Source organism: Lacrimispora sp. 210928-DFI.3.58 (assembly GCF_020554865.1).
Classification (GTDB): Bacteria; Bacillota; Clostridia; order Lachnospirales; family Lachnospiraceae; genus Enterocloster.
In genome coordinates this window covers 103,188-116,361 of record NZ_JAJCIC010000006.1, presented here as the reverse complement: position 1 = coordinate 116,361, position 13,174 = coordinate 103,188, and the positions used below count along the sequence as shown (strand labels likewise).

The window sequence follows — 13,174 nt, the reverse complement described above, 5'->3', positions numbered from 1 at the left end:
TTATGATGAACACAAGTCATATCAAGGCTCTTTCCAACAAGGAAAGGAGCAGACACCATGAAAGAAAAAAGACGGGATAGCAAAGGTCGTATCCTGCATACTGGAGAGAGCCAACGAACAGACGGAAAATACTTATATAAATATGTAGACGCATTTGGAAACACAAAATATGTGTATGCTTGGAGATTGACACCCACAGACCCGACACCAAAGGGAAAACGGGAAAAACCCTCACTTCGAGAACTGGAACAGCAGATAAGACGGGATATTGAGGACGGTATCGACAGCACAGGCAAGAAAATGACGCTTTGCCAACTCTATGCCAAACAGAACGCACAGAGGGCAAATGTGAAGAAAAGCACAATGAAACAACGGGAACAACTCATGCGGTTATTGAAAGAGGACAAGTTGGGTGCTAGGAGCATTGATACAATCAAGCCCTCTGACGCTAAAGAATGGGCGGTACGCATGAAAGACAAAGGCTTTTCCTACAATACCATTAACAACCATAAACGCTCGTTAAAAGCGTCATTCTATATCGCCATACAAGACGATTGCGTAAGGAAAAATCCCTTTGATTTCAAGTTAAGTGAAGTCCTAGAAAATGATACCAAAGAGAAAGTTGCATTGACAGAGGAACAGGAACAAGCCTTACTCTCATTCATCAAGACGGACAATGTGTATCACAAGTATTATGATGATGTGCTGATACTGTTAAAAACAGGACTTCGTATCTCGGAACTGTGCGGACTGACAGTAGCCGATATTGATTTCAAGAATGAAGTTGTGATTATCGACCACCAGTTACTAAAGAGCAAGGAACAAGGCTATTATATTGAAACGCCTAAGACGAAAAGCGGAATAAGGCAAGTACCATTAAGCAGAGAAACGATACAGGCATTTCAACGGGTTATGAAGAAACGCCCAAAGGCAGAACCATTTGTGATAGACGGACGGGGCAATTTCCTATTTGTCAATCATAAGGACAAGCCAAAAGTTGCGATTGATTACAACGCCTTATTTGTCCGTATGGTAAAGAAATACAACAAGCACCACAAAGACAATCCCTTGCCACATATCACACCGCATACGCTACGCCATACGTTCTGCACAAGGCTGGCAAGCAAGAACATGAACCCAAAAGATTTACAGTATATCATGGGGCATTCAAACATTAGTATCACAATGAATTGGTACGCTCATGCGTCCATAGATACCGCAAAATCAGAGGTTCAGCGTCTAATTGCATAGAAGTATTTACCACGATTTTAACCACGTTTGATAGAGAAAATATAAGAAGATAGACCTAGATATGTGAGGTTTACCACAAAAGCAAAATGCCCGTAGAGCCGATAAAATAAGGCTTTGCGGACATTTAAGAAGATATAAAAAGATAGTCAAAAACACATATATAATTTTTCGTAAATACTTGCTCTTTCCTTAAGAATGTGTTATCATACATTTGCTTTCCTAAGAAGCCTTTAGAATCTAATGGAAACTGAAGGTGGAGGAAACTCTGGAGAATCTCATTTATGAGTGCCGAAGGTGCAAGGCGTACAGCCGAATCTCTCAGGCAAAAGGACAGAGCGGGCAGTATTTATGATATGTGTTCATTGTCTGCATATGGATCTTGTTCTTCAGAGTCGCTGGATGTTGGTTCAGCGGCTTTTCTATGTGAAGGAGGCAGAATATCATGCAGACAATGTTGCAGATCGTGCAAAAGATCAATTTTTATCTTTCTGATTACATCCTGGTGTTTTTGCTGGTGGGCACAGGACTTTTCTTTTCCATTAAGACCAGATTTGTGCAGTTCCGCTGCTTTGGCGAAGGTATGAATAAGGTGTTTGGAAAATTCACCATGCGGGGAGGAAAGCAGGAAAATGGACTTAGCTCCTTCCAGGCCCTGGCAACCGCCATTGCAGCCCAGGTAGGCACCGGCAATATCATCGGAGCCTGCGGAGCGATCCTGACAGGAGGGCCGGGAGCGATTTTCTGGATGTGGATCATTGCCCTGTTCGGCATGGCGACCGTGTATGCAGAGGCTGTACTGGCCCAGGAGACCAGGATCGTGAACCAGGACGGTACGATCTTAGGCGGCCCTGTTTACTACATAAAAAGGGCCTACGATAATCATTTTGGAAAAATACTGGCAGGCTTTTTCTCTGTAGCCATTATCCTGGCTCTTGGCTTTATGGGCTGCATGGTGCAGTCCAATTCCATTGGGGCGACCTGCAGTACGGCTTTCGGCATTCCCTCCTGGGTTATGGGTGTTCTGGCAGCTCTGGCTGCCGGATTTATCTTCCTGGGAGGTGTATCCCGTATTGCATCGGTGACAGAAAAACTGGTGCCTGTCATGGCGATCCTGTACCTGTTAGGGGGGCTGATCGTTCTGTGCGTCAGGATCCGTTATATCCCGGAGACCTTTGCGGTCATTTTCAAATATGCATTTATGCCCAATGCAATCATAGGCGGAAGCTTTGGCTATGCCCTGAAAACAGCGGTGAGCCAGGGCGTCAAGCGCGGTCTGTTTTCCAATGAAGCAGGTATGGGATCCACACCTCATGCACATGCCATGGCAAATGTACCGTCTCCCCATGACCAGGGAGTAGTAGCCATGATCGGTGTATTTATTGATACCTTTGTGGTCCTGACAATGACAGCGCTTATCGTCATCTCCACCTTATATACAGGAGACGGAGTGCTGGTATCCGGTGCAGCCGAGGGCATCAGCAAGGCCAACATGGCCCAGATCGCTTTTTCAAGCATATTCGGCGCCAGGCTGGGAAATCTGTTTGTGGCTGTTTGCCTCCTGTTCTTTGCATTTTCTACGATCATCAGCTGGAACCTGTTCGGAAAGATCAATGTGATCGATCTGTTTGGCCAAAAGGCAGTCCCCATCTATTCCCTGCTTGCAGTCGTATTTATCATCCTGGGCTCCTGTCTTTCAAATGACCTTGTATGGGAGCTGGCAGATATGTTCAATCAGCTGATGGTGATCCCCAACGTGATGGCACTCATCGTGTTGTCAAAGGCTGTGGAGGAGAGTGCATGCAGGAGACGGGGGTAAGAGCTGCTGTCATTTGTCTTTTGCCAGCCTGAGCCATTCCAATGCCTTCAGATACTGGGTCCGGTCATAGGTGATCTTGCCCTTGCACAGACTGAAAAATCCCTCATCCTTCAGATGACGGATGGTGCGGTTCAATGTTTTTACATTGACACCGATGGCCTCCTGGAGGTGCTGCCTTGTCTGGCCGATGGTAAGGCTTTTTGGCGGATGGGCGCTTTCCATGCCCTCTGCCCGGCCGTGCTGTACCAGATAGTCCAGCAGAAGATAGCTGGGAGGATAGAAGAGCTTTGCTCCGTTGCTGTAGGAGGAACGGTAGAGCTTAAATGCCACATGTCGTGAGACCAGGCGCAGGATCTGTGCGTCCTGGGAAAGCCAGCGTTCCGCATCTTTGCGGCTGATATAGGCGGCGATGGTCTCTGTGACAGCCTCAATGGTGACAGAGGTCCTGGGCATCTGTGCCAGGATCGTCACCTCGCCGATGAAATCAATGGGCTTGTTGGTCTCGATCATATAGACATTGCCATTTTCAAATTCATTGATCACCCTGTTTTCCCCTGTGGCCACAATGCCGAAATAATGAAGCTCCATATCCTTTTGATGAATGATAGATCCGGCGGGATGAGTCCGGACAGTACAACGCCTGCGGATATCCTCAGGCATATTTTTTGTGTATGGGAGCAGGGCCGGGTATTGGGCCTCCAGTTCGCTTAAGGTCATAGAGTTCCCTCATTTCTGATAACATCAAATTTTCATAAGTATATCACGGAAGATTTCCCAAAATCAATAAAAATTGTTCAAAAGTGCTCATTTGTCCTTTTTTTGAAAATCCCTTTTGTCTAAAATATCAGTACAAGGTGATTGTAACAGCCGGACGGGGAAGATAACAGCCGGCTGGAAAGGAGGAGGCTCTTATGAGCAGAAAAAAAGAGACGTACACATATGGTTCCCTGAAGGAACGGTTTGCACTGGAATGGAGGATATATGCATTGGCATATGTCTTCATACTGATCGCTGACAATATCGGTCAGATAAAGATTCCGGTGGGGAAGGGAATGTTTATCCTGTTTCCGATCTTTTATGCCATTATTTTAGGCGTGTTAAGCGGTCCTCAGGTGCTTAAGATCGTGGATAACAGGCATGTAAAGGCAGCCTCAAAGCTGGTGGTGGTAGGGATCTGTCCCTTTATCGCAAAGCTTGGCATCACGGCAGGGGCAAACATTGATACCATTTTAAGCTCAGGTCCGGCTCTGTTGCTCCACGGCTTTGGTAATCTCCTGGGACCAGTGCTGGCTGTCCCTGTGGCAGTCCTCCTGGGAATGAAGAGGGAGGCGGTAGGCGCCTGCCATTCGATCAACAGGGAATACCACATGGCGCTGATCAACAACATTTACGGCCCTGATTCGGCAGAGGCCAGGGGAAGCCTTTCCATCTACATTGTGGGAGGAATGGTTGGAACGATCTACTTTGGACTGATGGCCTCCCTGATCGGAATGACGGGATGGTTCCATCCCCAGGCACTGGGCCTTGCCTCAGGCGTAGGGGCAGGCATCATGATGGCCAGTGCCAGTGCAAGCCTCTGTACCATTTATCCGGACTGGGCAGAGACTATTTCCACCATGGCCAGCGCCGGAGAGACCATGGCAGGCATCACCGGTATTTACATTACCATGTTTTTGGCGATCCCGCTGTGTGACAAGCTCTATACCTTCCTGGAGCCCAGGCTGGGGAAATTTGCCTGGAATGCAAAGAGAGAACAGAAAGAGGGGGAAAACAAATGAGATACATAGAATGGTTGGTATTGTTTGTAATAGGGGCCTACGGAACAGGCCTTGCAAATCTGGTGGGATACGGCGTGCCCTTTGGAGAATCCCTTCCGGGGCTGGCAGTTCTCCTGGTGATCTCCATGATCGCGGTATTTTTGGTAAAGGTGCTGCCCTTAAAGCTTCCGGTTTTGGCATACTGCTCGATCATCGGGCTGATCTCGGCGTCACCGGTCTCTCCTATCAGGGAGTTTGTGATCCGGGCAGCAGGAAATATTAATTTTACAGCGCCTTTTACCATGGTAGGTGCATTTGCAGGCCTGGCTATCAGTGACCAGTTAAAGACCTTTGTAAGCCAGGGCTGGAAGATATTGATCGTGGGTATCTTTGTTATGACAGGGACATTTCTGGGGTCCTGCCTGTGGGATCAGCTGGTGCTGACATTGGCAGGGGCGATCTGAGGAGGAAAACCATATGGCAGCATGTGATTTATTGATAAAAAATGCAGCAGTGTTAAAGGATTACGAGACGCTGGAGGAAAATGTGGATATCGCTGTCTCTGAAGGCGTGATCCGGGAAATTGGGAAAGGCTTGGGGGAGAAGTGGGAGGCAAAGGAGGTGCTTTCCGGAAAGGGAAAGCTCTTTATGCCGGGACTGATAGACAGCCATATGCATACGGGACAGCAGCTGTTAAAGGGGCTGGTGCTGGATGCAAAGCCGATCATCTGGACCAGGATCATGCTTCCCTTTGAGAGCACCCTGACACCGGAAAAAATGCGCCTCTCCGCCCAGGCAGCAGCACTGGAGATGATCAAATGCGGCACTACCGGCTTTGTGGATGCGGGGAGCTATTTTATGGAGGACGCAGCGGCTGTCTATGGGGAGAGCGGGCTGAGAGGAGCGCTTTCCTACTCTACCATGGACGAGGAGGGACTGCCGGCTTCCATTGCCATGGATGCAGAAGGAGCCGTTAAGCGCACAGACGACCTCTTTGACCATTTCCACCATAAAGGAAATTTGAAGGTCTACTATTCCCTGAGGGCTTTAAATTCCTGCTCCAATAAGCTGGTGGAGCTGGCAGCGAAAAAGGCAGAGGAGAGGGAAACTATGCTCCAGGCTCATATGAATGAATATATGGGAGAGGTCAGCGGCATCGTCAAGAGGGAGGGCATGAGGCCCTATGAATATCTGGAAAAAATGGGGGCTCTCGGCAGTCATTTCCTGGGGGCTCACAGCCTGATCCTTACAGAGGCGGAGATAGAGCTTATCAAGGAGAGAGGTGTTAGAGTCTGCCACTGTCCCTTCAGCAACTGCGGCAAGGCAGTGCCTGACACGCCAAAGCTTCTGGAGATGGGGATCCCGGTGGGAATGGGCACAGACGGCGCTGCCCACGGGGGTTTGAGCCTGTGGAATGAGATGAAGATATTCCGCTCCATCATGAATATTTACCACGGGGTTCCCAACGGAAATCCAAAGGTAATGCCGGCAGAAAGGCTGTTTCAGATCGTCCTGGAGGGCGGGGCGGCTGCTCTGGGAGAGGAAGGAAGCCTTGGAAGACTGGAGGCCGGATATAAGGCAGACATGATCAGCATCAACATGGATCAGCCCCATCTATGCCCTACGGGAAATAAGCTGCATACTCTGCTTGAGTGTGTGAATGCAGGGGATGTGTGGGATATGATCGTGGGGGGAAGGCTTCTCATGAAGAACAGGAAGGTGCTGTCCCTGGATGAGGAGCGGATCATGTACGAGTCAAGGAAGTACATGGAGGCCCGGGGACAATGATGAAATAGTTACGAAAACAGGAGGAGAGAAGCATGGCGTTCTGGCTTATTGCAGCAGCCGCAAATTTGATCGTGGGGGCATTGGTAGGCCTGACAGGGGTGGCTGGATTTTTGCTTCCTATTATATATACAGGGCCTTTGGGGCTGGAGGTGACAGAAGGGCTGGCGTTAAGCTTTGCTGCGTTCATTGTTTCCGGGGCCCTGGGTTCCTTTCACTACCACAGGGCGGGAAACCTGGATGTGCCCTTTGGCCTGCGGTTGAGTGCAGGAAGCCTGGCAGGGGCCATATTGGGAGTGAAGCTGAATCTCATCATACCGGAGCATATGGTAAAGACACTGCTCTATGTGGTGGTGCTGCTGTCGGGGATTTCCATACTGCTTCGGAAGGATGGAGCAGGAAAGGACAAAGCAGAGAAGCAGAGGGCAGGCCAGAGGCCGGAGGCATGGTCCATTGTCAGGCATCTGCCAGCAACCCTCCTTCTGGGCTTTTTCACAGGAGCCATCTGTGCCCTGTCCGGTGCAGGAGGTCCGGTGCTCGTCATGCCCCTTTTAGTGGTGCTGGGGATTAACATCCGCACCGCCGTAGGCGTGGCTCTGTTTGATTCCGTATTTATCGGTCTTCCGGCCTGCGCAGGCTATCTGCTCCAATGCTCCCCGGTAAAGCTTCTGCCTATCATGGCAGTGGCACTCATATTCCACGGGACAGGCGTTGCCTTTGGCAGCAAAAATGCAGTAAGGATCAACCAGACCGTGTTAAAAAAGGGAATTGCTGTTTTTTCCATTATGGTGGCCATATGGAAGCTGTTTTTATGACAAAAGGGCAAAAGAAACCAGCCATGGAATCCCTCAGAGAGGGCCAGGGCTGGTTTTTGTCATGCCGGAAGCAAATTAGTCCAGCAGGAAGGCCGCCTCCTCGGCTCCGCAGAAGAAGAGAAGGGCCAGGGAACCGTCTGCCATCCGGTCTCTGGGCAGCTTAAAGTATACTCTGCCCTCTAAGGTCTCCCCGGCAGGGAGAAACTGACCATAGATATCCTCCAGTCCCAGATTGATGACATCCACAGGCTTATAGAGGTTTGCATCCTTGTCAGCCACGATCCCAAAGAGCTCATTGCCGCCGCCGTAAAAGACCAGGTGAAATACATTCAGCTCTTCCGTGCCTGTATTCCTGATCCTCATATCCATGGCACACCATACTTCCTCTTCCGTGGAGTGCATTGCCGCCAGGCTGTCTCCCTGGAGGGTTTCAAGCTGTTCTGTGCCCAGCAGGGTGACTTCAGCTGTGCCCAGAGAAAGGGACTGCCCGGGTGCAGCTGCATTTGCGAAGGCCTCCTCCACAAGAGGAAGGCGCTCCAGGCGCTCTGCATCCTTAGCAGCTGCGATCTTTTCAGGGGTAGAGAAGGTGATGGTCTTGCCTGTAAGACCCTTTGCAGCATACCGGGCATCGCTTAAATCCAGTATCATATCCAGGGTGTTGGAGTCCAGCTGGTCTTCACCTGTAAGGATCTGACAGGAGACAGAGGGGCCCTCTGGCCCAAATGCCCTGGTAAACTGGATGGTGACACCATTTCCTGAGGCAGTGAAGCTGTCCTTTGAGGTCTCTGTTACCAGCCCCTCCTGGGACAGCAGCTGGTAGACGCCGCCGAAGGTCATCGTAAGGTCGTCCTTGTTTGCCAGCTCATAGATGGTAATGCTTCCGTCCTTCGCCTCCCCGGTGGCCCCGGTGCAGGAGGTCTTGTAGCCTTCAAGGTCACTGGCAGAGAACATGGCGCTGTCCGTGGGAATGGTATAGTTGTAGGCTGTGTATACATGGCAGCGCTTTAAGGAGTCTGTCAGCTTTCCCTCTTCAAGGTCCGAGGCCATGATGCCGAAATCATCTTTGAGAGGGTAGGAGTAGCGGGTTTCCAGCCGGATCTCGTATCCCGGAAAATAGGGATCTGTCTCAGACTCCGGCTTGACCGTGATCAGGCAGGAGGTCCGCAGTTTGTCAAAGGCTCTGCTGTCCCGGCAGCAGGTGACCAGCTGCTCCAGCTTCCCGCCCAAGGTATCTAAAGAAGCAAAATTTTCATAGGTAACAAAGATATCATATCCTTCCGCCCCCTTTTCATAGGAAAGGCCCAGGCGGTCTGCACCGCCGTAGAGCATCTGAGCGGCAAAATCATCGTGGTAGCTGTAGTCAGAGCTCTCCTCCAGCTTTCCCTCCTCAACAGTAAAAGCAGCCTCTGGGTAATTGACCGGGATTACTTGATAGGAAGCAGTACCTCCATTCTGTGAGGGCTCCACCTGAAAATCCTGGGAGCCGTACCGGGCTTCTAAGTATTCCCTGATCTCCTTTACCTGTCTGCCGCTGCCTGTACCGGACGCACTGCACCCGGCAAGTCCAAGGCACCAGAGCAGCAGGGCAGCTATTGCCAGCTTTTTAAGCATTGTCATATCCTCCTTGTGCGATCGATAGTTGTGTATTGACCTGGGAAAATTATAGCACATATTTCAGGGAAGACAATAAGGGATATGGAAAAATGCGGACAGAAACCCACTGCCTTTTGGACAGCCACTGGGGGCGAAATCCCGATGACATTTTCCGGCTCCTATTATATAATAAAATACAGTACATTTTCTGATATACGGAAGAGAGGATATGAACATGGAGTCAGTTTTGTATTATACAAAGCTTTTAGAGGCGGAAACAGAGAAGATCATCGTGGGAAAGCGCCGGCAGATCGATCTGATCCTTATGACGATTTTTTCGGGAGGCCATGTGCTGTTAAATGACCTGCCGGGGAGCGGAAAGACCACGCTGGTAAAGACGCTTTCCCTGGCTTTGGGCTGCGGATTCCGCCGCCTTCAGTTTACACCGGATCTGCTGCCCTCGGATATCGTGGGTATGACGGTGTTCAACCAGAAAAAGGCTGATTTTGAGCTGGTGAAGGGGCCGGTGCACACCAATATCCTGCTGGCGGACGAGATCAACAGGGCCATTCCCAGGACTCAGTCCGCTCTGCTGGAGGCCATGGAGGAAGGGCAGACGACCATTGACGGAACGACTTTGCCTCTGCCGCAGCCCTTTATGGTGCTTGCCACTCAGAATCCGGTGGAACGTGAGAGTACCTTTATGCTTCCGGCTGCGCAGATGGACCGTTTTTTCATCTGCCTTTCCATGGGCTATCCGAATGCCCGGGAGGAGCTTGCGATCTTAAGCCATTTAGGGGACGGGATACCTTACGAAGAGGTAAAGGCAGTGGCAAACCAGGAAATCATCCAGGGGCTGCGGGCTGAGACAGCAAAGGTACAGGTCTCCGATGCCATAAACAGGTATATTGTGGAGCTGGTGCAGAAGACCAGAGTAAGCCCATGGCTGAAACAGGGGGCAAGCCCCAGGGCCTCCAGGAGCCTATACCAGGGCAGCAAGGCCTACGCGGCCATGCAGGGCAGGGAGTATGTGATTCCGGAGGACATCAAGGAGATCTGGCTTCCGGTGATGGCACACAGGGTAGTCCTGACGAGCGAAGCCAGATTCCAGAAGAAAACAGCAGAGCTGCTGCTTCGCGAGATACTGGAGGAAACCGAAGTGCCGCCCTGCAAAAAGGAGCTGTTCCATGGAAGAAAAGAGAAATAAAAGCAGCCTGTTTTCCGGGATCCCGGGCATAGCAGCCCTGTTTTCCCTGGCAGCAGCGGCCAGCTATTTTCAGGCCTGGCAGGCAGCGGCCTTCTTTTTTCTGCTGTTGTTTTTGTGCGGCAGCTCCTTTCTCTGGAGCAGGAGAGTGCTAAAGCAGATAGAGGTTTCCGTGAAAGCTTTGTCAGGGGAGGGATATGCCGGAGACAGACTTTCTCTGGAAATAAATGTAAAAAACAATAGCTTTTTCCCTCTGACATGGCTGGATGTGCTGCTCCCAACTGGAACGAGGGAGCTGGTGTGCCAGACTTTGGCGGAAAATGTGCGGCGCTATCAGCTGGAGGGATGGCGGGAAGCGCAGACCGGGATCAGACTTCGGTTTGCCTGGCTTTTGTGGCAGCAGGAGATCCGGTGGACAGAGGAGCTTACGGCCTTGAGGCGCGGCGTGGCGGTGCTGGAAGGGGCATCCCTTCAGGCCGGGGATGGACTGGGGCTGTCAGCCAGGGAGCGCTGGTATGCCTTCTCTGTTCCCGCAGGGCTTACGGTGTATCCTGGCATTGTGCCTGTGCGCCCCCAGCCCTTTTTAAAGGTCTTCCAGGAGGCGGCTGCCAGGAACAGGGGACAGACGGAGGATATGACTATATTAAAGAGCAGCCGCCCCTATATGCCGGGGGATCCGGTGAAGAGGATCAACTGGCGCCTTCTTGCGGGAAGCGGACAGATGGAAGTAAATGTATATGAGACGGTGATGCCTGGCTGCATGACCTTTCTTCTTGACCTGTCCTCCTTTCGCAGGACGGCAGAGAGGAAGGAAGAACAGGGCCTTGCCTGCCTGGATCTGTTCCTTCTGGAGAGGGATTTAGAGCGCATGATCAGCCTGGTTGCCTCCTGCATGAGAACCGTTGCCGGGTATCAGATCCCGGCGGCCCTTATTATCCCCGCCTACGGGGACAGGGAGGCCGTTCTCTGCATCCCGGACGGGGAGGAGCCGGAGATGCTCTTAAAGCAGGCAATGGAAGCCCTGGCAAAGGTGGATTACAGGGCGGAGGAGCCCCATTTTCCTTATGAGGAGTTCTGGCAGGCAGGACATAAGCTGGGAAATGTCCATATCTGTACCAGAACAGATGAAGCCTCCGGCCTTGACGGGCTCGCAGAGGGCCTGGGCAGGAGCAGGGCGCGGTATCTGGTGCTGGAGAGACAAGCAAGGGCGGCAGGGGAATTTGAATGTCTGTACGAGGAGGACATCTGCCTGGAACGCCTTGATTGGGGAAATATGGAAAAAGAGGTGCTGGTTGGAAGATGCATGAGGGATGGAGGAAGCAATGAGACAGATCACTGATTATTTCAGAGGAGCCAGTGTCCTTTTGTCAGATGCGGCTGGTTCATGCCTATTCTTGTATATGGTCTCTGCGGCATTCCGGATGGAGGAATGTTCTGTTCCACTTGTGGTATTTTCCGGATACCTGCTGGCCCTGTTCCTTGCAGACGATATCCTTGCAGGAATAGGGCTGCCGGTCAATGCCTATCTGGTGTTTAATCTGCTGGGGATCGGGGCAGGAAGCTTTTTTACGGTGAAATGCTCCGGTTTTGCACCGGCCTATGAATTTCATACAATGTACATCTGGGCGGCAGCAGCGGGCTGCGGCATACATGGGGCAGCAGCGGCTTATTTTCTGCCGAGATCCAACGGGATCGTAAGGCAGGTGGATATCCTGATCGTGCTTTTGGGGCTTTATCTGGCTGTGGCAGCGGGAACAGGGCAGGAGCCGGACGGAGAGCTGATCCTCGTTGCCCTGCTGGCCGCTGCACTGGATCTGTGGATCATAGGCAGGCTGCGGACCGGGGATGAGGCAGCCTTTGTGGTTCAAGGAGCAGGGGCCGGGGGAAAGCTGATCCTTCTGGGCCTTGTAGTCGGAAGTATCCTTCTCACAGGCTTTCTGGCCGGGACTGCCTCAGGTCAGGTCCACAGTGCTGCGGACTTCCTTTTGATCGTGCTTTGTTTTGCAGGTGATTGTCTGGAAGCCATATTTGGAGTGATTGGCCTTGTGCTGGGGAAGATCATATTGCTTCTTATGCTGTTCTCCCCTTTTACATCGGGGAGAATGAGGGAAAATATTGCGGAGAATGTGGGATTCGGGACAGAGGAGATCGCAGAAGGGCCATCCGGACCAGTACCCGTGTGGATACTTGCTGCGGTGGGAGCAGTGCTCCTGGCGGTACTGTGCGTGTGGATATTGTATGCATGCCGCCATCTGAGGCTGAAGCGCAGGAGAGCCAGGGAAAGCCGCAGAAAAGTGAGGAGGAAGAGCCACTTTTTTGAGGCTGTCAGGAGGCTTGTGCGGCAGGCGGCAGAGGCAGTGCGTTTTGAGTGGGAATATTTGTGCTGCAGGAAGACGCCCCAGGGGCTTCTTGTATTAGCAGAGCGGACGGTGAAAGAAAAAGAATTGAAACGCCGCAGGGATGAGGGCCCTGGGGAGTATATGAGGAGGCTGGCGCGTGCGGGAAGGCAGGCTGTCAGTCAGCAGAGCCCGGAGGAGGCCTCCTCTCTCCTGGAGCTGTCGTTCCTTCTTGATCGGATCTACTATGGGGACGGGAAGGCCGCCCTTACGGAGGCAGATTATAAGCGGTATGCGGAGGAAATACGTTCTCTTTGCTTGAGCTTCCGCATTTGTAACAGTTCAGGCGGCCGCCGGGAGGGAGACTGGCGCTCCGGTTTCGGACATAAGAATCACTAAGACACCTGATTTTTCCTAAAAGCCAGAGCAGCGTGGGCGTAACTCGCTGCGCTCAAACAATCATTGATGCTGCTCTGAACGGAAAAACCAGCTGCCTAAGTGCTTCTAATGTCCTGCAAAGTCGCTCCAGTCTCCCTCCCGGCAGCCGACTGAACTGTTACAAATGCGGAAGCTTAAGTCTCTGTGTCATTGACATTTCCGGGAATGTTCTGTAGTAT

At 51.6% G+C, this 13,174-nt stretch carries 11 protein-coding genes and 1 riboswitch; of the genes, 9 read left to right on the top strand and 2 right to left on the bottom strand.

The window, feature by feature from the left end:
* Positions 1–57: 57 nt before the first annotated feature.
* On the top strand, positions 58–1,251 hold the full coding sequence (locus LIZ87_RS06100; protein ID WP_009320106.1) for a site-specific integrase: 1,194 nt from the start codon (positions 58–60) through the stop codon (positions 1,249–1,251).
* Between the two features lie 255 nt (positions 1,252–1,506).
* Positions 1,507–1,595, top strand: a riboswitch (glycine riboswitch).
* A gap of 98 nt (positions 1,596–1,693) precedes the next feature.
* Entirely contained in the window at positions 1,694–3,067 is a 1,374-nt protein-coding gene (locus LIZ87_RS06095) for a sodium:alanine symporter family protein (protein ID WP_330664551.1), read from the top strand.
* Positions 3,068–3,076: 9 nt separating this feature from the next.
* On the opposite strand, the gene LIZ87_RS06090 is transcribed toward LIZ87_RS06095, so the two are convergent.
* Positions 3,077–3,784 (bottom strand): Crp/Fnr family transcriptional regulator, encoded by a 708-nt coding sequence (locus LIZ87_RS06090; protein WP_178313386.1) that lies wholly within the window; start codon positions 3,782–3,784, stop codon positions 3,077–3,079.
* A 194-nt stretch (positions 3,785–3,978) separates the two neighbouring features.
* Here LIZ87_RS06090 and LIZ87_RS06085 point away from each other — a divergent pair, with 194 nt between their 5' ends.
* Genes LIZ87_RS06085 through LIZ87_RS06070 form a run of 4 tightly spaced genes read left to right on the top strand, consistent with a single transcriptional unit; the run spans position 3,979 to position 7,424 of the window.
* Positions 3,979–4,845, top strand: coding sequence for a DUF3100 domain-containing protein (locus LIZ87_RS06085; RefSeq protein WP_178313383.1), 867 nt, complete (start codon positions 3,979–3,981; stop codon positions 4,843–4,845).
* A complete protein-coding gene (locus LIZ87_RS06080) occupies positions 4,842–5,288 on the top strand; it encodes a hypothetical protein (RefSeq protein WP_227145812.1) in 447 nt (148 codons plus the stop codon). Before LIZ87_RS06085 ends, LIZ87_RS06080 begins: the two co-directional genes overlap by 4 nt.
* Positions 5,289–5,301: 13 nt before the next feature.
* Positions 5,302–6,612, top strand: a complete 1,311-nt coding sequence (locus LIZ87_RS06075) for an amidohydrolase family protein (protein ID WP_178313378.1) — start codon at positions 5,302–5,304, stop codon at positions 6,610–6,612.
* A 32-nt stretch (positions 6,613–6,644) separates the two neighbouring features.
* Positions 6,645–7,424 (top strand): sulfite exporter TauE/SafE family protein, encoded by a 780-nt coding sequence (locus LIZ87_RS06070; protein WP_178313376.1) that lies wholly within the window; start codon positions 6,645–6,647, stop codon positions 7,422–7,424.
* Between the two features lie 75 nt (positions 7,425–7,499).
* On the opposite strand, the gene LIZ87_RS06065 is transcribed toward LIZ87_RS06070, so the two are convergent.
* Complete coding sequence (locus LIZ87_RS06065) at positions 7,500–9,041, bottom strand: hypothetical protein (protein ID WP_178313374.1); 1,542 nt, start codon at positions 9,039–9,041, stop codon at positions 7,500–7,502.
* Positions 9,042–9,252: 211 nt separating this feature from the next.
* On the opposite strand from LIZ87_RS06065, the gene LIZ87_RS06060 reads away from it, so the two are divergent.
* Genes LIZ87_RS06060 through LIZ87_RS06050 form a run of 3 tightly spaced genes read left to right on the top strand, consistent with a single transcriptional unit; the run spans position 9,253 to position 12,956 of the window.
* Complete coding sequence (locus LIZ87_RS06060) at positions 9,253–10,224, top strand: AAA family ATPase (RefSeq protein ID WP_227145811.1); 972 nt, start codon at positions 9,253–9,255, stop codon at positions 10,222–10,224.
* The gene (locus tag LIZ87_RS06055) at positions 10,205–11,560 is read left to right on the top strand and encodes a DUF58 domain-containing protein (protein WP_178313369.1); all 1,356 of its coding nucleotides are present in this window, start codon (positions 10,205–10,207) and stop codon (positions 11,558–11,560) included. The genes LIZ87_RS06060 and LIZ87_RS06055 overlap by 20 nt, the downstream gene beginning before the upstream one ends.
* Positions 11,544–12,956 carry a hypothetical protein gene (locus tag LIZ87_RS06050; protein ID WP_227145809.1) on the top strand — a complete coding sequence of 471 codons (1,413 nt, stop codon included), beginning with the start codon at positions 11,544–11,546 and terminating at the stop codon, positions 12,954–12,956. Before LIZ87_RS06055 ends, LIZ87_RS06050 begins: the two co-directional genes overlap by 17 nt.
* Positions 12,957–13,174: the final 218 nt, after the last annotated feature.

What these genes read in the sequence shown, in the direction of transcription:
- LIZ87_RS06100 (WP_009320106.1), top strand. Translation starts at nt 58, where the DNA reads ATGAAAGAAAAAAGACGGGATAGCAAAGGTCGTATCCTGCATACTGGA.
- LIZ87_RS06095 (WP_330664551.1), top strand. Translation starts at nt 1,694, where the DNA reads ATGCAGACAATGTTGCAGATCGTGCAAAAGATCAATTTTTATCTTTCT.
- LIZ87_RS06090 (WP_178313386.1), bottom strand. Translation starts at nt 3,784, where the DNA reads ATGACCTTAAGCGAACTGGAGGCCCAATACCCGGCCCTGCTCCCATAC.
- LIZ87_RS06085 (WP_178313383.1), top strand. Translation starts at nt 3,979, where the DNA reads ATGAGCAGAAAAAAAGAGACGTACACATATGGTTCCCTGAAGGAACGG.
- LIZ87_RS06080 (WP_227145812.1), top strand. Translation starts at nt 4,842, where the DNA reads ATGAGATACATAGAATGGTTGGTATTGTTTGTAATAGGGGCCTACGGA.
- LIZ87_RS06075 (WP_178313378.1), top strand. Translation starts at nt 5,302, where the DNA reads ATGGCAGCATGTGATTTATTGATAAAAAATGCAGCAGTGTTAAAGGAT.
- LIZ87_RS06070 (WP_178313376.1), top strand. Translation starts at nt 6,645, where the DNA reads ATGGCGTTCTGGCTTATTGCAGCAGCCGCAAATTTGATCGTGGGGGCA.
- LIZ87_RS06065 (WP_178313374.1), bottom strand. Translation starts at nt 9,041, where the DNA reads ATGACAATGCTTAAAAAGCTGGCAATAGCTGCCCTGCTGCTCTGGTGC.
- LIZ87_RS06060 (WP_227145811.1), top strand. Translation starts at nt 9,253, where the DNA reads ATGGAGTCAGTTTTGTATTATACAAAGCTTTTAGAGGCGGAAACAGAG.
- LIZ87_RS06055 (WP_178313369.1), top strand. Translation starts at nt 10,205, where the DNA reads ATGGAAGAAAAGAGAAATAAAAGCAGCCTGTTTTCCGGGATCCCGGGC.
- LIZ87_RS06050 (WP_227145809.1), top strand. Translation starts at nt 11,544, where the DNA reads ATGAGACAGATCACTGATTATTTCAGAGGAGCCAGTGTCCTTTTGTCA.